The organism is Phormidium sp. FACHB-592, from assembly GCF_014695795.1.
GTDB lineage: Bacteria > Cyanobacteriota > Cyanobacteriia > Leptolyngbyales > Leptolyngbyaceae > Stenomitos.
Genome location: NZ_JACJOZ010000016.1, coordinates 18,219 through 36,489 on the forward strand (window position 1 = coordinate 18,219; position 18,271 = coordinate 36,489).

Consider the following 18,271-nt stretch of genomic DNA (forward strand, 5'->3'; position numbering starts at 1 on the left):
TCGGCTAATTGTTAGGAGAGCTATGCTTCAGCCTTCAGATGTGCCGGAACAGGATGGTAAGGGCGCACCATCTCCTCCAATAACGGTGGCTCCCACAACACCAGAAGCAGCGAGGACAGGGCAGCAGCTAGCGGTAGAACTGCAAGCTGAACGATGCTTGAACCAATTAGGGCTGAAACTAAATGCCTGCGTTTCAGCCTTCCTTGCTGCTGTTACTTCCTCTCTAGAGATGATCGACTCTACTAGAGTGCATTTAGCACAGATTTTGGTGAATGAGCTGAGTGCAGCACTGGGAGAATGGTGTGCCCTTACGTTGCAGCCTACAGAAGTTTTGAGCGATCGACCGGCACCCAGCGAACCACCAGCGGCAACATTTACCGTGTGGGCGATCGCCTCTGGTGACTCTCATACAACTGCCCCACTGCCAATTGCCGTTGGTCAAACCCTGAGCGATCGCGACCTTCAGCACTGGCAAGCACAGTCTTCTGCTAGCAGTTGGCAGGTTCGCCACGGTCAGGTTGCCGTGGGCTGGCTGCTCTTAGCTCCGGTTGCTACGGCTCCTCACGAGCGCCTTAGTGAAGCAGAGTCCCATCTGGTGCAGTTGAGACCCTGGCTGCTTGAACAAAGCTGCGATCGCTTCTGTTCTGCCCTGCTCCAGGTCGAGCTAATCCAGACTCAGCGGCAGCAGCAGCAAGAATTAGTCGCTCGCAACCGAGAGCTGAACCAAACCAGCCAGCTCAAAAGCGATTTTTTGGCAAACACTAGCCATGAGATTCGTACCCCGCTTAGCTCGATTCTGGGTTTTACTCATCTCATGCGCGAACAGGGCTTTAACGCCAGTAGCAAGCGGCATCAAGAGTATCTCAATATTATTTTGAGCAGTGGTCAGCATTTACTGGCGCTGATTAACGACATTTTGGATCTCTCAAAAATTGAAGCGAATCAGCTCGATCTATTTTGCGAATCCACTGCCGTGAAAGCGGTTTGTGAAACGGCGATCACATTAGTGCGGGAGAAAGCAAGCGATAAGGGGCTAACGCTGAAACTAGAGATTGCACCACAAGTTGATACCCTCGTCGTCGACGCGCTGCGGCTGAAGCAAATGTTGTTCAATCTGTTGTCAAACGCGCTTAAGTTTACCTCTAAAGGCAGTGTGGGGCTGCAAGTCAGCGCGATCGATAGCGGTCTTTGCTTCACTGTTTGGGATACTGGCACAGGCATTTCAGAAGACCAGCAGCAACTATTGTTTCGCCCTTACTCTCAGCTCGTTAACGCTGAGGCTAATCGTGATGAGGGTACGGGTTTGGGGCTGGCGCTGACTCAAAAACTAGCGGAACTCCACGGTGGTTCGGTTGAAGTCAGTTCGACTTTGGGGTTTGGTTCACGCTTTACGATCGTCTTGCCACTGGTGCCTCCCATGCTGGCATCCGGTGAAGATAAGTCCGGTGAAGATAAGTCCGGTGAAGATAAACGCGATGAAGATAAACGCGATGAAGATAAGTCCGGTGAAGATAAACGCGATGAAGAGAAGGCAGTGGAGCGAGCGATCGCCCAGTCAAGCTCAGAAATTCATCTTGCAGTACCAGCAGCAGTGACAGGTAAAGGCTCGAAGGCGGTAGAGCGACTACAGGCTGGCAACACTTCCCAGAGCAATACTTCTCAGATCAGCTCTAAAACAACTAAAACACCGTCCCGATCGAATCATCTTCTGCTCGTCGAAGACAACTACTACAATGCCAAATTAGTGTTGACCTACCTCAGCCGTTTGGGCTATGAGGTGACATGGGTCAAGGACGGCTACGAGATGCGACAAGCCTTATTGCGTGCGCTGCCAGCATTGATTTTGATGGATGTCAACTTGCCCCATGAAGACGGGTTAGCTCTGACGCAAGAACTCAAGCGCGACGCTCGCTATCGATCGATTCCCGTTATTGCTCAAACCGCTATGGCGATGACCGGCGATCGTGACCTTTGTCTAGAAGCTGGCTCCACTGCCTACATTTCTAAGCCGATTGATTTGAAAGCCTTAGCGCAACTCCTAACCCAGCACGTCAAATTGGCTAGAGATTGATTCGTTGTGAATTGATGTGGGACGAGCAGGCATTCACCTTTTATGGGTCTCAGCCGAAGCTGTATTAATCAGGAAGCCTTTGGCTAAAGGGCACGATCGCGCTCATTTTTTGCCAATCGTGATTTCTGTCGATCGTTAGATGCTGGGCAACTGCCACTCTGCCACTTTGAAGGGAATAGATTTAACCATCCCTACAACCAGGAGAGTTTCGTGGAAATCAATCGACGCGATTTGCTGAAGGCTGTTTCGACTTCGAGCGTCGCTGCCGCAGGTGTGGTAGTAGCTGGGGGTTTGTTAAAGCCACTTTTGGCTCAAACGACTGCTACTCCCAGTTCAACGAAACAGGGCGAAATGCTGTATCGCACCCTTGGTCGCACCAACGAAAAAGTCTCGTTAATTGGTTTGGGTGGTCATCACATTGGTAGACCCAAAGAGGAGCAGGAGGGCATCAAGCTCATTCAGAGTGCGATCGATCGCGGTATTAACTTCATGGATAACTGCTGGGATTATCACAACGGTGGCAGCGAAATCCGTATGGGTAAAGCACTTCAGAATGGTTACCGCGAAAAAGTCTTTTTGATGAGCAAAATTGACGGTCGGACGAAGAAGGCGGCTGCCCAGCAAATTGATGAGTCGCTCAAACGACTGCAAACCGATCGCATTGATTTGATGCAGCATCACGAAATTATTCGGATGGAAGACCCCGATCGCATTTTTGCAGTGGGTGGTGCTCAAGAAGCAATGCTAGAGGCACAAAAAGCAGGCAAGATTCGTTATATCGGTTTTACAGGTCACAAAGACCCGGTTGTCCATCTGCGAATGCTTGAAATTGCCGCTCAGAACAACTTCCGCTTTGATGCTGTGCAAATGCCGCTTAACGTGATGGACGCTCACTTCCGCAGCTTTGAGAAGCAGGTTTTGCCCGTTTTGCTCAAGGATGGCATTGGTGTTTTGGGGATGAAAGCGCTCGGCGCTAACAGTATTCTTCAGAGTAAGACGGTAACGCCGATCGAGTGTCTGCATTACGCCATGAATCTACCCGTTTCAACGGTCATTACAGGCTTTGAAAAAATGGACATTCTCGCTCAGGCATTGGAAGCTGCGCGGACATTTAAGCCGTTAAGCCAGGAACAAGTAGCTGCATTGCGTCAGCGTACAGCCCAGGCAGCCGCTAAGGGAGAATACGAAAAATTCAAAACCAGTAGTCAGTTTGACGGCACGGCCCAAAATCCGGAGTGGTTAGGCTGACGATCGATCGCTGGCTTTAACCAAACGACTAGCCAACGAAAGGCATCAGTGTCAGCAGTAGAGAGCAGCACGGTTTTGCTAAATGCTCAGACGGTTGCCGGTTGCTCAATTTCCTTTTTCTGTCGCAGCATTTGAACTGGTATTAGACTAAAACGATCGTTGTTTACAGACGTTAAGGTAGTAATGGGGTGCTCCCTGCTGCTGTAGCGAAGGAATTTTAGCAATGTCGATCGACAAACTTGAACCACTCAAGCGCCTGTTTGCAGAAATGGAACGGGCGCTAATTGCTTACTCTGGCGGCATTGACAGTACCCTGGTCGCCAAAGTGGCTTACGATGTGCTGGGCGATCGTGCCCTTGCCATTACCGCTGTTTCACCGTCTCTCTTGCCAGAAGATCTCGAAGATGCCCGTGTGCAGGCTGCCGAGATTGGCATTGCCCATGAACTGGTGCAAACCCACGAAATGGATAATCCTAACTACACGGCGAATCCGGTCAATCGCTGCTATTTCTGCAAGAGTGAACTGCACGACACGCTAAAACCGCTGGCACTGGAGCGCGGCTATCCCTATGTGGTGGATGGTGTTAATGCCGATGACCTCACTGACTATCGACCCGGCATTCAGGCAGCCAAGGAAAGGGGTGCCCGATCGCCCCTAGCGGAACTGGGCATTACCAAAGCAGACGTGCGTGCCCTTGCCAAACATCTGGGGCTTGCCTGCTGGGATAAGCCTGCCCAACCGTGCCTCAGTTCGCGCTTTCCTTATGGCGAGGAAATTACGATCGCCAAACTACAGCGTGTGGGTCGAGCCGAAGCCTCATTGCGACGAATGGGGTTGAGCACCTTCCGAGTACGATCTGAAGGCGATACCGCTCGGATTGAGCTTCCTGCCGAGCAGCTTAAAGAGTTTGTCCTGACTACAGATTTGCCCACACTGGTCACGACCTTTCAATCCTTTGGCTTCCTCTATGTCACCCTCGACCTGGAGGGTTTTCGGAGTGGTAAGTTAAATCAGGTGCTTCCATTTGCTGTTGCCAACACGCACGGATAAGCTGCCATGACACGATCGCCTACACTCAACCAAGACAGCAGCTATCCCGACAGCGATGGGCAACCAATGGCTGACAAGACGAAGCAGTTTAACTGGATTGTTTACATTAAGCTGGGCTGTGAAGCTCTGTTCAAGCATGATCCTAACGTCTTCGTAGCAGGCGACTTACTCTGGTATCCCGTAGAGGGAAGCAAGACGATCAAAGCGGCTCCCGATACGATGGTGATTTTTGGTCATCTGAAAGGCGAATCGCCAGAGACGACGCTTTGCGAACGTGGTTCTTACCAACAATAGAAAGAAGGAAACATACCGCCCCAAGTCGCGTTTGAAATTCTTTCCCCTGGAAATACGCTCGTAGAAATGGCAAAGAAGTTCCGCTTTTACGAACGCTATGGCGTTGAGGAATATTACCTCTACGATTCAGATAAAGGTGATTTCAGCGGTTGGCTGCGTGCTGGCGATTTCCTCGAAGTGATCGAAAACCCGATCAGCTGGATCAGTCCCCGTTTGAACGTCCGCTTTGAACTGGTAGATGGCGAACTAGAAATTTATCGCCCTGATGGGAAGAAATTTGCGACCTATCTAGAACTGATAGAACAGAACCAGCAGGCTCAACAGCAGCTAGAACAGGAACGGCAACGATCGGATAAGCTATCTGCCAAGCTGAAAGAATTGGGCATCAATCCAGAGGAACTGTAACCGTTCGTTGTAGTGCATGATGCTGACCCAAGTGTTGCAGCATTCAGGCTTCTGCGAGTTCGGCTTGCTTCGTTTGATACACTGTAGAGTGCAGCACTTCAACGTTCGTCTCGCTATTGAGTAAGCGCACGGCATTTACCCTAATGCCACCATCCACATTCTCCCGCTGAAAGTCGATCGCATACTCTAGAATTGGCAGAGGCGCACAGAGCATGGCGCGGATTGCTCGATCGCTCAATTCAAAGCGAAGGCAGATTGGCATGGCAAGCGTCTGCTTAAACCGAAAATCTTTGTAGCCATAGACAACGGTGGCATCAGAGCCTAGCGGCGCGAACCGAGTGGCATCAGTATAGATATCTTGTGAATGGGGGTGGCGCTCCAGCACTTTGAGTCCAGCTTTTAAGCTTAAAACGTACAGTAGACCAGAAAGCTGGCAAAGCCCACCACCCACGTCTGCTTTGAGCTGATTTTGAATAATCGTCCGTCCTTCGAGATAGCCTTTAGCGCGGTTCGGTTCCCCGACCAAATGCCAGAAGGAAAAGATAGCTCCAGGCTGCACGACGACGTTTTGAAGACGCTGTATTGCCAACGCCAAATTATGCTTTTTATTTTCGGAAAGGGTCGTGGCAGGAATAGGTTGGGCGATCGTCACCTGTGGCGTGAATTGCTGTAACTGGCTGCCATCCATCGGGCTGAAGGGCACTAATCTTGAACGCTGCCCGGTGAAGACATCAGCGGTTGATCGCTGGATCACCTTATACTGCACTCGCCAACGGGCTGGAATCAACTGCTTCATCATAGAACGGCTTTCTAAGAGCGCTTTTTCCTCTATACAACGTTTTCGCGACTCATTTCGCAACCCGATCGCCCATTCGTCTTAACAAACGGGTGTTGTGCCAGAGGGCTTGCAGTAGCCGTTCAGGCTTGTGGTAGGAAAAAGGCAGTGACAAACAAAACCGTCATAACCAAACTCAAAATTGCCAGTAAGCCTGCAGGCATAAACTTACCAGTGGCACGAAAGCGGAGGGCAAAGACGACCAGCAACGCAAGTGCAATGACGGCTGCCAGCGCCAAACCAACTGTAGGATTTTGGAGACTGATGTACCAGGCGATTACCAGTGCAACCCCGCTACCTAAACCTGAAAGCAACGATTGCTTACTCTTTGCTTTGACGTAACCGAGCATGCCACCGATCGCCACCAGCAGTGCGTAGACTAAAATAAGCCAAATAATAGATGCCAAAGGTGTGTCTCCTTCTTGCGACATTTCACACCCTACACCCTATTCTGGTTGTTCGCTTCTCGTCGTTATAATGCTTCTTACACAGACTATTCCCGTCCTGGATTTACGCGACTTTTACGCAGACGCTCAGAAAAACGATCGTCGCCAAGCCTTTATCCACCAACTGGGCAGTGCCCTGGAAGACATCGGCTTTTTTGCTGTAACCCATCATGGGGTTGACTCAACGCTCATCCAGTCCGCTTACGAAGCCGCTCAAGCATTTTTTACGTTGCCGGAGTCTGCAAAACGTTGCTATGAAGAGCCAGCCTTGCAGGGGCAGCGTGGCTTTACAGCCTTTGGACGCGAACACGCTAAAGATCATCCTGTTCCTGATCTCAAAGAGTTTTGGCACGTTGGTCGATCGCTACCACCCGACCATCCCTTAGCGGCTCGTTATCCAGCTAATCTTTCGCCGCTGGAAGTACCGCAGTTTGCCACTGTGATGAATCAGCTTTATGCCCAACTAGAGGCGTGTGCAATGGCGTTACTGAAAGCTTGCGCCCTATATCTAGGAGAGCCAGAGTCTCTGTTGAGTGACATGATGCGAGACAGTGATACCATTCTCCGCGTAATTCACTATCCCCCGATCGCCCCAGATGCTCATCCAGCAAGCCTGCGTGCAGCAGCGCATGAAGATATTAATTTACTGACGCTCTTGTGCGAAGCAACCGACGACGGGCTGGAGTTATTGCAGCGCGATGGCACCTGGCGATCAATTCGGGCACTACCAGGACAGATCATTGTCGATAGCGGCGATATGCTCCAGCAGATTACCAACGGACGGCTCAAAAGCACGACTCATCGTGTCGTCAATCCAGTGGACGATCGACGACGGCGCTTCTCTATGCCGTTTTTCGCGCATCCACGCCCCGACGTTGACCTGACGCCACTTTCCAGTTGTATTGCTAACGGAGCACAACTATTTCCAAGCATCACTGCCGGAGCATATTTACAGCAGCGGTTACGAGAAATTGGTTTGGCGGGGTAAAGAAAGGGAAGCCAGTGGTCAGAAGGCGGAGGGAGATAGAAGGAATAGGGGAAGCAGTGGAGCAGAAGACGGACAGAAAACTCAGAACTTTCAGCCTGCATCCTTTAACCTTTATCCCTCGTTCCTCTCCTCCTCAGCCTCCAGCAGCAAACATTCCCATGACAGCAACGGAGAGAAGAATGCCGGGACTCAGCATCAGCACTAGCATCAGAAGATCATGAGTAGTCATTGTTTTTCTTTAGTAGTTGGTACAACGTGGCGATCGCAGCCACTGAGGGCTAGTGCTTTTGTGGCTGCGATCGTGACTTTAGCTTTATCCTAGTCAACCTGGCTCAACGCTCAATCACAAAAGCATTGAGAAAAGCTGAAGATTGTACTCAGCGATCGCTACTTTTCGTCTCAAGGCAGTAGTAGTGACAGCAGGGGATGCTGGTACTGTATGACAAAAATCCTACACTTGTAGAACGCTGTACACTCTTCTATGTAATCCACATAAAGGCGCTCAGTTTGTGTAGAAAGCGATTTCTGAAGTATCTTGCTTCTATGCTTGCATCAACCTTGGGTCACTTATGAGCAACTTTTCTTTTGACGACCTGTGGCGGAAAGACTTTATGAGGGGCTTCGTCCTCTGGATCGTAATTGAGGTGTTTAGTTTTTTGATCTTGCCAGGGATTGGAGCCATTCAACCGGGCGATCGACTGAAGTATTGGTTTGGTCTCAGCATTCCGCTAGGGATCGGTGGTGCGTTTTTGCTGGGTGGCAGTTCCCGCTTTGTAGCGGTGATGAATGAACGTGCTGCTAGCAGCAGCAAAACTCTGCTCAGCCTGTTGGGGCAGTTTGGCGGTTCGATTGGGATGGCAGGGATTGTTTTTCCATTTGTGATGGTGGCAGGAGAATTTCTTGCCAAGATTTTTGTGAAATAGGACTGAACTTAAGGGGTACGGAGTAGGAAATTGAGCGGGCGATGAAGGAGGGTGGCATGACGATCGCAAAGCAAAGCCTGCCAACAGTGACGTATGGGCTGAAGGAGTGGCAGGTAGCAGTGGCGGCACTGGAGCAGGGCGAGACGATTGTCCTGTTACGTAAGGGCGGGCTGCGTGAGGCGAAAGGGCAGTTTACGATCGCGCATCAACACATCTTGCTGTACCCCACCTATGAGCATCAGCAACCGCACCTAGTGAAGGCGCAGTACGCGAATGCTATCGTTCCTGTTGCATCAGGTTGGCATCCTGAAACGGTTCGGCTTGGCTCTTGGGCAACGATTACTGATAGTATTCAAGTCAGCGAAGCGGCTCCATTAGCAGCCTTGCTCCCCTTCCACATCTGGAACGAAGCCTTTGCGTCAGAACGGCTCAAGTGGAAGCCTAGCCAGCCGATCGAGGTACTGCTGCTACGAGTCTATCGGCTAGGTCAGCCGCAGATTATTCCTTACAACCCTGTCTATGGTGGTTGCAAGTCTTGGCTTGACTTGAGTGAGGCGATCGCACAGACAGACGGTTTTGCTAGTGCGTTGGCTGACAGCACGCCTGTGTTAGAGACAGCGGACTACCGCGATCAATGTGCCCATGTGCTAGCGCTTGTACAGCAGGGTTAGTTGTAATAAAATTTAACGCTTAAAATATGCAAACCCTATATCTGGTGGCATCATGAGATGCAGTAATGGGTGTCATCCCTAAATAGGTATACAGTCAGTCGTGTATGCCTGCTTGCCTAGATTCAGCTTCAGCTTCGAGCCAAGCCTATCAGCCAAATTTGTTAGATGCGTTCAGCACTAAAGTGATGCAAAGTCAGATTAAGCCGGAATTTCAGCCTTCGGAATCTCAGCTACAAGTAAGGCAACCTGCCGCGCCGCCGTTGGGTATGCCACGGTTACTTTTGGGGACTATTGTTGCTTTAAGTACGATCGTAGGAGACGCGGTTCTTTGCTCAGTGCAGGCAGCGTCGCTCACAAACTGGAGCTTTGACCCAACCGTCAATCAGCTTGAAATCACGGTCAAAGATGGCACAACGCCCCGTTACTTCCTGATGGCTCAGCCCGCCCGTATTGTGGTTGACCTGCCTGACACTGCGATCGGCAACGTGAGTGCTCAAAAAACCTATGCAGGTCCAGTACGCCAGATTCGGGTCTCTCAGTTTGAGCCAGGGCTAACCCGCATTGTGATGGAAATCTCGCCAGGGGTTTCGTTAGCACCGGGGCAGGTAGAGCTGCAAAAAGTTGGCGATCGCACGACGCAGGCAGGCAACTCGCGCTGGGTGGTGCGTCCTCTCGTCAGTAAATCGCTTTCTGCCAATGTAGCAACAGCGGTTAACCCGTCTGCTGTGAAGCCTCTGCAACCCGTTGCGCCGATTGTGCCTACGAAGCCAACGACTGTAGCACCGTCTGCTTCTGTGCCGATTGGCAATGAACCAATCCGCCAACAGCCAGCCGCGCTCGGGAGTAATCTTCCTTCGCCGCCACCCTTAGAAACCGCCAATCAATCCGCAACAACTAATGCGGCAGCGGATGGCAATGCGGCAGCAGACGCTAAGAGTGATGCTAACGACAGCAGACCTGCTGGCTTAATGAGTGCTGCACCAGCGGCTCCCATCGCTCTAGCTCCTGCGTTACCCGCTGCACCGACTCAAAACGCAGCAAAAAGAACACCTGCTTCGCTGAACCCTCTTGACTCTAATGTGGGCGTTGATACTAGCAGTGGTGTGGCGATCGCAGTGCCATCGCCTGTTGCCGATCCTTCAACAACTGTGGCACCAACAACAGCCACGCCTCAAACAGTCGCATCACCAAGTTCACCTTTAGCAGCCACATCGCCAGCTACACCAAAACCAGTAGCGAATGTCCCTACAAAGCCTGCTGCCCCAACACCACGATCGACCACCAGTATGGCATCGCGCATTCAGCCTGCTAACACCGCTCGTCCTCTGACAACTGCAAAACCAGCCCCAACTGCTACGTCAGACACAGCAGCTAATATACCCCTATCCCTAGCAGCACGACCCTTAACAGCCGTTCCTAGTGTGAGCGTTCCGCCACTGGATCGTAGGCAGAGTGATCGAATCCCGACTAATCAGAGTGTTAGACCAGCGCCGCCTTCTAATTCGATCGCGCCACCCTCTCCAACTACAACCGCTCCGGAGATGGTATCTGCCATGCCAGCTATTGCTCCAAACCAACCAAGCATCAGCGTACCTCCGCCTATTCAAGTTGGCACGCCTGCTCTAGGCTCTTCCAATGGTAGACCACGTATTGAAGCAGCGCCCTACACGCCACCTTTAAGCGCAGCGTCATCTGCCGTCAGTGTGCCACCCCTACAAAGTTCGCCTCCCCAGCAACAGCCAGTAACCCCATCTACGCCTTTACCACCAGAAGCAGGTGCGTCGTACGATGCAAATACTATCAGGCAGGCACCAACTACGCCACTACCAGGGGTGAGTCCTGCGTATGATGCCAACACAGTCAGGCAGCAACCCTCAGCTAACCTGGCACCGCCACTGGAGCTTGCACCCTTACAAGCACCTGCTATGCCAGCGATCGCCGCGCCGACTTATGATGCCAGTACCGTCAGACAGGCTCCAACAAAGCCTGCACCAACTCCGATCGTCAAATTTGGGCAACCACTGCCAGTGACCTCTAGCACCGCGAGAGTTAGCGGTCAACCGTTGGCATTGGTTAATCAATCGCCAGGGATTCGTCAGGCGCTTAGCCCTACAGCACCCAATGTTTTGCTGCCTGCTGGCACACCCTTAAACCTGCGTTATCCCGGCAAGTCAGCGCTGAGTTTGCGTACCGACAGCCCGCAGCAAGAAGTGCTGGTACTGCAAGCAGATTTGCGCGACGTCTCTGGCAATGTTCTAGCACCCGCAGGCAGTCTGGTGACAGGACGCTTTGAAACAACAACCGCAGGCAGCCAATTTGTTACGCAGGCGATCGCTTTGGCAGGTCGTACTCTGCCGCTGATAGCGCAGTCTGAAGCGTTAAATGGTAGCCGTCAGGTTGCAGGCACCGACCTAGCACGCAATTCTGGCATTGGTGTTTTAGCGGGCGGTGTGCTGGGTGCCATTAGTGGTTCAACTGGCTTGGGCGCACTCGGTGGTGCGGCAGCGGGTGCGGCAGCTACATTAATTACTGCACCTAAACCTGCCATGATCCAGCCCGATCAGTTGATTCAGGTGCGTTTGACGCAAGATCTGAGCCTCTAAGCCGCACAACATTTTGAGGCGATTTCTATAAAAAACCCGTAGGGACAGTTTCAGCGATCTGTTTAGCGGCTGAAGGTAAAAACTTTGGCAAAAGCTGCCCTTACAAAACGGTAGCTTCTTGCTTAGAATCTATTGGCTCCCAAAGTATGCAACGTAAAAAGGGACGGTAAAAGTAGACTTTAGCAGTCCAACTTCTACCGTCCCTTTCACTTTAAAGCTAGCCTTTACCCTTAAGTTTAGTACTTCTCATTTTCTGGCATAGCGGCACCGCCAGAACCAGGACTGTTCAAGAAGAAGTTTTTGGCAGCGTCGTTCTGGTAGATGCAATCAATCCGAGGTGTTCGTTCGAGTGCATCAATGAAGCCAAAAGTATTCATACGGTTTTTGCAGTCCCGCACCTGATCAGGTTTAACTAAACCCTTTTGCTCCAAAATTGACCAGTTGTTTGTACGCAAAACACAACCTGGTTGAGTGCTTGGCTGAGAGACATAAACATTCAACGGATCAAGTGTTACAAAAACACGGGTATCCATTGTAATGGCAGCGGAACCGAACTGAGCACAGAGTTCAGGGCTAGGTGCTCGCTGGCTCAAGTCAAGGGCAGTCACGATCTTACCGGAAGCCGAGCTGGAAACAGAGCTGAAGCCAAGCCCAATCCCAATGCCCAGGATAAAAACACCTGCCAGCACTGCAAGAGCAGTGGCGTTAAAGAGTGCCGCAATCGATGATTTGGCTGGTTTCTGCTTTGAGGAATCGAAATCGTCGTAGTCGCGATCGTAATCGCGGTCAACATCCCGGTCATAGCCGGAGTTCCTGGATTTACGTTTCATACTCGTCTGACCCGGTTTGGAAAGCGTTAAAAAGAGGTGTCCTTCTTCCTCAGTATGCCGCTAATTGGGAGCAGACTGCACAGATCCAACCGCTGTTCTTCCTACGGCACTCCTAGACCTTTCCTATACAGGAAATAGTTTAGTTGCCGCCTGTAGTGATGGCTTTGTTGTGGATGCCTGTGTCTGACGCTTGTTTAAAGTGCCATTTACCATCAGCATCTTGCTCGTAATTGGGCTTGAGCGAGTTCCAGGCAACCTCAGTGGCCGCATCTTCACTTAAACCATCACTGACAGCACTGTTAAAAGCGGTGACAAAAATCTGTTGTGCACCATCCACTAAGTTTTGTTGAATCTCTTGTGGAAAATCTTCAATTTTTTTAGTCATAACCATCTCCTTATCTATTACTGAAACCAGCATAAAAACACGGCAGTAAAGGTTCCTCTTCCTAGGGGCAGAGCCAGTAAACCTTTGCAGCAGCGACGCAAACTCAGGGACACTTGCTTGAAAGTGGCAGGATCAAACGTTTATGTTGGAGGGTTCTATGTTTTATAAGGGCGATCGTGTATTCTTGGACACGCATTCAAGGTGTCACAATAGACGAGTGCTATCAATCCGTTAAACTTGTGAGTCTTCAAACCCGCGTACCCTTCGGCAAGCCTACGTCCTACTCAACGCTACAGACGCTTTGGAACGACTGCATCACTGTTTTTTGGGGCGATTGGCTCGACTTGCGCGTGCGGTTAGTGCAGGTCATTGCTTCTGGGTTGGTGTCGCCTCTGATCTATATTGTGGGCTTTGGGTTGGGGCTAGGCAGTACGCTTGATTCTGCCATGAAGCCATCGGCAGGGGATAATTACTTGCAGTTTATTCTGCCAGGAATGGTGGCGCTGTCATCAATGGTGATTAGCTTCGGCGGCACAACGTTTTCTATTTGCGGCGATCGCCTCTTTACCAAAACCTTTGAGGAAATGCTGTTGATGCCGGTGCATCCGCTGGCGCTGCACGTTGGCAAGATGATGGCAGGCATTGTACGAGGGATGCTAACCGCAGGCTCGGTCATTCTGGTTGCCATTGTCTGTACGGGCAAGGTCTGGAGTTTCCTGAATCCCCTGTTTTTGCTAGTACTGGTGCTAAACTGCGCGGTCTTTTCAGCTCTGGGCGTGATTGTGGGGTTAAATGTCAAGTCGCTAGAGAGCGTCGGCATCTATAACAACTTTGTGATTGTGCCAATGTCGTTTTTGGGTGCCACGTTTTTTGACCCTACAACGCTACCGATCGCCCTCAAAGCCGTTGTGTACCTACTTCCTCTTACCTACACAAGCTTGGGGCTACGAGCGGCTGCTTACTTACCATTTGCTCAATTCCCCTGGTATGTGGTTCCCGTGCTGCTGTTCTCAGCGATCGTGCTCTCGGCGATCGGCGCACGTCAGTTTTCCCACCAGCAAGATTGAGGAGGAGCAGTCAACTGTCAGCTATCAGCGTTCAGCTTGAGAGCTAGCACTGAACACGGATGGTCAGCATGATTCCTACTCTAATCGCTGGTCGCTGATGGCTATTTCACTTCCGCATTTGGCTGGTGTGGTTGATGCGATCGCCCAGTTGCCGTAACGTTTGCGCCATGCTGGGATCACTCTCTTTAAGCTGAGAAATTTTGTCGCAGCTATACATAACAGTGGTGTGGTCTTTACCGCCGAACTCCTCACCAATCTTGGGCAGACTCAAGTCGGTGTGGTGCCGCATCAGATACATCCCAATCTGACGAGCAACGCTAATTTCTCGACGACGAGAGCTGCCTTTCAAATCTTCGACAGACACATCAAAGGTTTCGGCGATCGCCAAAATCACCGCTTCTGGCGAGGCTTCTACCTTCTCTACAGGCGGATTCAGCACTGGGGTAATATTTTCCACGGTCATAGGCAGCCCAGAGATGGAAATATACGCAACGGCTCGAATGAGCGCCCCTTCTAGTTCGCGAATGTTGTTGGTGTAGCTAGAGGCGATGTACTCAATCACATCGCGGGGCAGGCGCATATTCTCGTACTCTGCTTTTTTTTGCAGAATCGCCATCCGCGTTTCCAGATCGGGGGGTTGAATGTCGGCAATCAAGCCCATCGAAAAGCGAGAGCAGAGTCGCTCCTGAAGGCGGGGAATCTGGTTGGGTGGACGATCGGATGCCAGCACAACCTGCTTACCGGTCTCGTGCAGCGTGTTGAAGGTGTGAAAAAACTCTTCCTGTGTGTATTCTTTGCCTTCAATAAACTGAATGTCATCCACTAGCAGCACATCAACGGCACGATAACGCTCCTGAAAGCTCTGTCGACTATCTTTACGGATGGCAGTAATCAAGTCATTGGTAAATTGCTCGGTGGAGACGTAGACGATGCGCGACGAGGGGCAGATTTCCAGCCGATAGTGCCCGATCGCCTGCATGAGGTGAGTTTTGCCCAGCCCTACACCACCACAGAGAAAGAGCGGGTTAAATTCGCGTCCGGGTGATTCTGCTACTGCTAAGGACGCTGCATGTGCCATGCGGTTATTAGCACCAACGACCAGTCGCGAAAAGACATATTTGGAATTGAGAGCGCTGCGCGCACCGTTGTTTGCTGCTGCCGAGTCCGGCGGAGATGGTTCGGTAACGTTTTCGTGGGAGGGGAGGGGCCAGAACATCTCTGGGTTCTCAGAGGCATCATCGCCCTGCGTGATCGTGATGTGGATGTCAATTGGATGCCCCATCACTTCCTGCACTACTTCGGCGATCGTTTTGATGTAGTACTTTTGAAGCCAGTTACGGGCAAAGGGATTCGGTGTACGAATAACCAGACAGTTGTCATCCAACTGTTCCGCGATCGCTGTTTTGATCCAGGTTTCAAAGGTAGGGCGGCTAAGCTGAAGCTGCAAGCGTTCCAGCACCTGTATCCAAAGCGTTTCAAGCGTAATTTCGACCACGAATCGTTACCCCTTACCAGTAAATGGCGACATGAAGCAGAGTGAGCCGAGGCGATCGACTCTCTTGCTTTGGGCTGCAATCATTGCACTGCCCTACAAAGATGCACCGAAGTTAGCTTGATTGCAAGTCCAGAATGAGCAAATCAGGATGAATAAGCACAAGCAAATTTAGCAATCTGGCTCTACATATGGAGTTGAGTTCATCTAACTAGTCTACAGATAGCGTATCAGATCTCGTCCGAACGATCGTTCCAGGCTAGCACTGAACTACCTAACCCTACTTCCTAAATGTAGGCTCTCAAACCATGACGATCGTCACCTGCTAGAGGAACACTAGCTACAACATCCCTGCCAAGGCAGTAGAGAAGTAGTCTACCTGATTTTCCCTAGGCAACGGCTTGCACTTAGACCATCTTTAGATTTGAGGCGAGACGTAAGGCTTGAGAGCTGCTGCCTTAAGACTAATCACTAGCGCTTCTAAGCAACTAACAACTGTGTCTGCCTTTTGCCCTTTATCTTTTGCCTTTCCCTAGCGACTAGACAGACTCCGGTAAGCTCGCTTCCATCTTCAGGCAATTCAACCCATCGACCTGAAGCTGATATTCAACGCGATCCATTAGTCGATTAAGGATAAGCCAGCCGTAGCCCCCTTCTTGCATCAGCTCTGGCGTGGGTTCTGTATAGGTCGCCACATCATAGCCTGTCCCATGATCCCAAAGTTCAAGGGCAATATCACGCTCTTGCAATTCCAGTCGAATAAGTACAGGTAGCGCTGGCTGATCTTTATGGGCATGACGGACGACATTGGAATATGCCTCTACTAGCACCAGACGTAGACGATTGGATTGACGGGTCCAGTCAACATGATCGCCAAGTTCGACCTCCAAGCTGCCCAAGAGCCAATTTTCGACAATTGACAAAAACTTTAGGTCGCTGGGTACGTGAAGCTCAGTTCTCATTAACTACAGAACCTCCAGAGAAAGTATGGTTTGGTCGTCTTCTTGAATTGTATTGTGCGATCGAATCCGCGAAAGCAGGTGGCTCAAATCAAGGGGGGCGTGTTCTTGCATCAGCATTTGCCATAATCCAGACTGTTGCAGCATAGCAGTGACCGTCTGAGGTGTACCGACGTTACCACCTGCTGTTGCCACAGTTGCCTCTGTAATGCCATCGCTGGTCAGCAGCATCACCTCACCAGGATTGAGCGCCACATTACCGGATGCTGCCTTCCAATTGGGTAAAATGCCCAACGGCACGCCTCGGACTTTAAGGTAGAGCGGTTCGACAGCGGATGCTTCCCCAGCAGCAAGCTGTGCAGCAACATTGCGACTAGACCACACTAAGGGGTAAATATGTCCTGCGTTTGCGTAAACAAGCTGGCAGGTCGAAGGGCTGTAGCGAGCCAGCACCATCGTAATAAAACAGTTGGTACTAACCAGATCTTCAGACAAGCTGCGATTTAAGTTTTGCATGACGAGATGCGGCTCTGGTGGTGATTCTTGCGATAGCTCTCGCCGCAACACCGAGATTGCACTTGCCATAAACAGTGCTGCTGGTACACCCTTGCCAGAGACATCGCCCACTGCCAGCCAGATATCGCCCTGCGGATGAGCATATACCTCAAAAAAGTCGCCGCCAACTTCACGGGCAGGGAAGCAACACGCCTGGACTTTCATGCCATCGAGATCAGGTAGACTCTGGCGTAAGAGGTTGCCTTGAATTTGACGGGCAACGGCGAGTTCTGCCCGCATTTGTTCGGCTTGTTCTTGGGTACGCTGGTAAAGCTTTGCTTGTGAAAGAGCGAGTGCTGCCTGTTCTGCTACGCCTTGAATAAGTTCGATATCTTCAGGCGACCAGGGCTGATCGATCGCTCGACGATACAGTGACAGCACTGCCAGAGCTTCTTGCTGATAGGTGAGAGGCACCACAAGTTGAAATCCCTCTCCAGAAGGCAGAGGTGCTGTCTGAATCTGACGTTGCACAACAGCCTGCATTAAGAAATCGTCAGTGGGGTGGGGCAGAGGTGACTGCAACGCCTGGTCTTGCGTTTCCTGGTCTTGCGTTTCCTGAACACCTTGACTGCCTTCCTGATAAATGAATGCTTCTGGTAAGAGGCGATCGTCTGTTACAGGGTGCAGTGTACAACAACTGGCAGCAAACGTTCGCCCCAACGTATCGGCAGTAGTTTGCAGCATACTGTGATAATCCAGCGATTCACGAATAGCTGTGGTCATTGTGTTGAACAACGACTCTCGTCGAAGTGCCCGTCGCAGCTCGTTTGTGCGCTGTTTCAAAACCTTGTACGTTTCAGCAGCTTGCTGGATAACTCCCTTCAGTTGATCAGGGTTCCAGGGCTTTGTGATGTACTTAAACACCTTTCCTGTATTGATGGCTTCGACTAGATCCTCAACATCGGTATAGCCAGTCAGCACGATCCGAATCGTATCGGGGTAGCGATCGACCGTCTTGCTCAAAAATTCTGTTCCCAGCATTTCAGGCATCCGTTGGTCTGAAATGATGATTGCCATTTCTCCCTGTTCTTCAAGCATTTGCAGCGCTGCGATCGCGCTCTCTGCTTGCAGAACCTCAAAATCACGTCGAAACGTCCGATACAGCAGATCTAGGTTGTCGGGTTCATCATCAACAACCATCAATCTGAGTTTAGTTCCTATTCCTTGAGCCATACGAACACTCCACTGTTAAGCACAAGGTGCCCACGCTAAACCCTACGAAGTAGCCGTACGTGATTAAGCACAATCCCTGTAATTCCCCTTGCTATCAAAAACAGTGATAGCCAGAGAATCAGGTAATTGTTCACGTCTGAGTACTTAACGCCATTACTCTCCCTAGCGTAAAGTACCCTAGATACTTAGGTTGATAACATTGGGTTGATAACAAGGGAACGCTAACAAGTCAGCACCAGCAAGCGAGAGGTAAACGGTAAACGGCAGTAAAAAGC

General features: G+C 50.9%; 15 protein-coding genes and 1 pseudogene. 9 read left to right on the plus strand and 7 right to left on the minus strand.

Annotation, left to right across the window (positions count from 1 at the left end; translation table 11 throughout):
* Positions 1 to 22: 22 nt before the first annotated feature.
* The 4 genes and pseudogenes from H6F86_RS03520 (at position 23) to H6F86_RS03535 (ending at position 5,069) form a co-directional block, all read left to right on the plus strand.
* On the plus strand, positions 23 to 2,071 hold the full coding sequence (locus H6F86_RS03520; RefSeq protein WP_190446729.1) for an ATP-binding protein: 2,049 nt from the start codon (positions 23 to 25) through the stop codon (positions 2,069 to 2,071).
* Between the two features lie 210 nt (positions 2,072 to 2,281).
* On the plus strand, positions 2,282 to 3,319 hold the full coding sequence (locus H6F86_RS03525) for an aldo/keto reductase (RefSeq protein WP_190446730.1): 1,038 nt from the start codon (positions 2,282 to 2,284) through the stop codon (positions 3,317 to 3,319).
* Positions 3,320 to 3,542: 223 nt separating this feature from the next.
* A complete protein-coding gene (larE, locus tag H6F86_RS03530) occupies positions 3,543 to 4,370 on the plus strand; it encodes an ATP-dependent sacrificial sulfur transferase LarE (RefSeq protein ID WP_190446731.1) in 828 nt (275 codons plus the stop codon).
* 6 nt (positions 4,371 to 4,376) lie between these two features.
* A pseudogene (locus H6F86_RS03535) lies at positions 4,377 to 5,069 on the plus strand (Uma2 family endonuclease).
* 43 nt (positions 5,070 to 5,112) lie between these two features.
* Here H6F86_RS03535 and H6F86_RS03540 read toward each other — a convergent pair.
* Positions 5,113 to 5,868 carry a VanW family protein gene (locus H6F86_RS03540; protein WP_242033343.1) on the minus strand — a complete coding sequence of 252 codons (756 nt, stop codon included), beginning with the start codon at positions 5,866 to 5,868 and terminating at the stop codon, positions 5,113 to 5,115.
* 119 nt (positions 5,869 to 5,987) lie between these two features.
* Entirely contained in the window at positions 5,988 to 6,311 is a 324-nt protein-coding gene (locus tag H6F86_RS03545; protein WP_242033344.1) for a TMEM14 family protein, read from the minus strand.
* 70 nt (positions 6,312 to 6,381) lie between these two features.
* Here H6F86_RS03545 and H6F86_RS03550 point away from each other — a divergent pair, with 70 nt between their 5' ends.
* From H6F86_RS03550 to H6F86_RS03565, 4 genes are all read left to right on the plus strand, one after another.
* A complete protein-coding gene (locus H6F86_RS03550) occupies positions 6,382 to 7,338 on the plus strand; it encodes an isopenicillin N synthase family oxygenase (protein WP_190446733.1) in 957 nt (318 codons plus the stop codon).
* Between the two features lie 569 nt (positions 7,339 to 7,907).
* Complete coding sequence (locus tag H6F86_RS03555) at positions 7,908 to 8,261, plus strand: hypothetical protein (protein WP_190446734.1); 354 nt, start codon at positions 7,908 to 7,910, stop codon at positions 8,259 to 8,261.
* Between the two features lie 56 nt (positions 8,262 to 8,317).
* Positions 8,318 to 8,932 (plus strand): DUF1802 family protein, encoded by a 615-nt coding sequence (locus H6F86_RS03560; protein WP_190446735.1) that lies wholly within the window; start codon positions 8,318 to 8,320, stop codon positions 8,930 to 8,932.
* Positions 8,933 to 9,117: 185 nt separating this feature from the next.
* Complete coding sequence (locus H6F86_RS03565; RefSeq protein ID WP_206756001.1) at positions 9,118 to 11,535, plus strand: AMIN domain-containing protein; 2,418 nt, start codon at positions 9,118 to 9,120, stop codon at positions 11,533 to 11,535.
* A gap of 236 nt (positions 11,536 to 11,771) precedes the next feature.
* On the opposite strand, the gene H6F86_RS03570 is transcribed toward H6F86_RS03565, so the two are convergent.
* The gene (locus H6F86_RS03570; RefSeq protein ID WP_190446737.1) at positions 11,772 to 12,365 is read right to left on the minus strand and encodes a DUF3172 domain-containing protein; all 594 of its coding nucleotides are present in this window, start codon (positions 12,363 to 12,365) and stop codon (positions 11,772 to 11,774) included.
* Between the two features lie 139 nt (positions 12,366 to 12,504).
* Positions 12,505 to 12,750, minus strand: coding sequence for a ChaB family protein (locus H6F86_RS03575; protein WP_199322130.1), 246 nt, complete (start codon positions 12,748 to 12,750; stop codon positions 12,505 to 12,507).
* A 239-nt stretch (positions 12,751 to 12,989) separates the two neighbouring features.
* Here H6F86_RS03575 and H6F86_RS03580 point away from each other — a divergent pair, with 239 nt between their 5' ends.
* A complete protein-coding gene (locus H6F86_RS03580; RefSeq protein WP_190446739.1) occupies positions 12,990 to 13,817 on the plus strand; it encodes an ABC transporter permease in 828 nt (275 codons plus the stop codon).
* A 106-nt stretch (positions 13,818 to 13,923) separates the two neighbouring features.
* On the opposite strand, the gene dnaA is transcribed toward H6F86_RS03580, so the two are convergent.
* The 3 genes from dnaA to H6F86_RS03595 form a co-directional block, all read right to left on the minus strand.
* Positions 13,924 to 15,303, minus strand: coding sequence for a chromosomal replication initiator protein DnaA (dnaA, locus tag H6F86_RS03585; protein ID WP_347240080.1), 1,380 nt, complete (start codon positions 15,301 to 15,303; stop codon positions 13,924 to 13,926).
* A 545-nt stretch (positions 15,304 to 15,848) separates the two neighbouring features.
* A complete protein-coding gene (locus H6F86_RS03590; protein WP_190446741.1) occupies positions 15,849 to 16,271 on the minus strand; it encodes an anti-sigma regulatory factor in 423 nt (140 codons plus the stop codon).
* Between the two features lie 3 nt (positions 16,272 to 16,274).
* Positions 16,275 to 17,996, minus strand: coding sequence for a SpoIIE family protein phosphatase (locus tag H6F86_RS03595; protein WP_190446742.1), 1,722 nt, complete (start codon positions 17,994 to 17,996; stop codon positions 16,275 to 16,277).
* Positions 17,997 to 18,271: the final 275 nt, after the last annotated feature.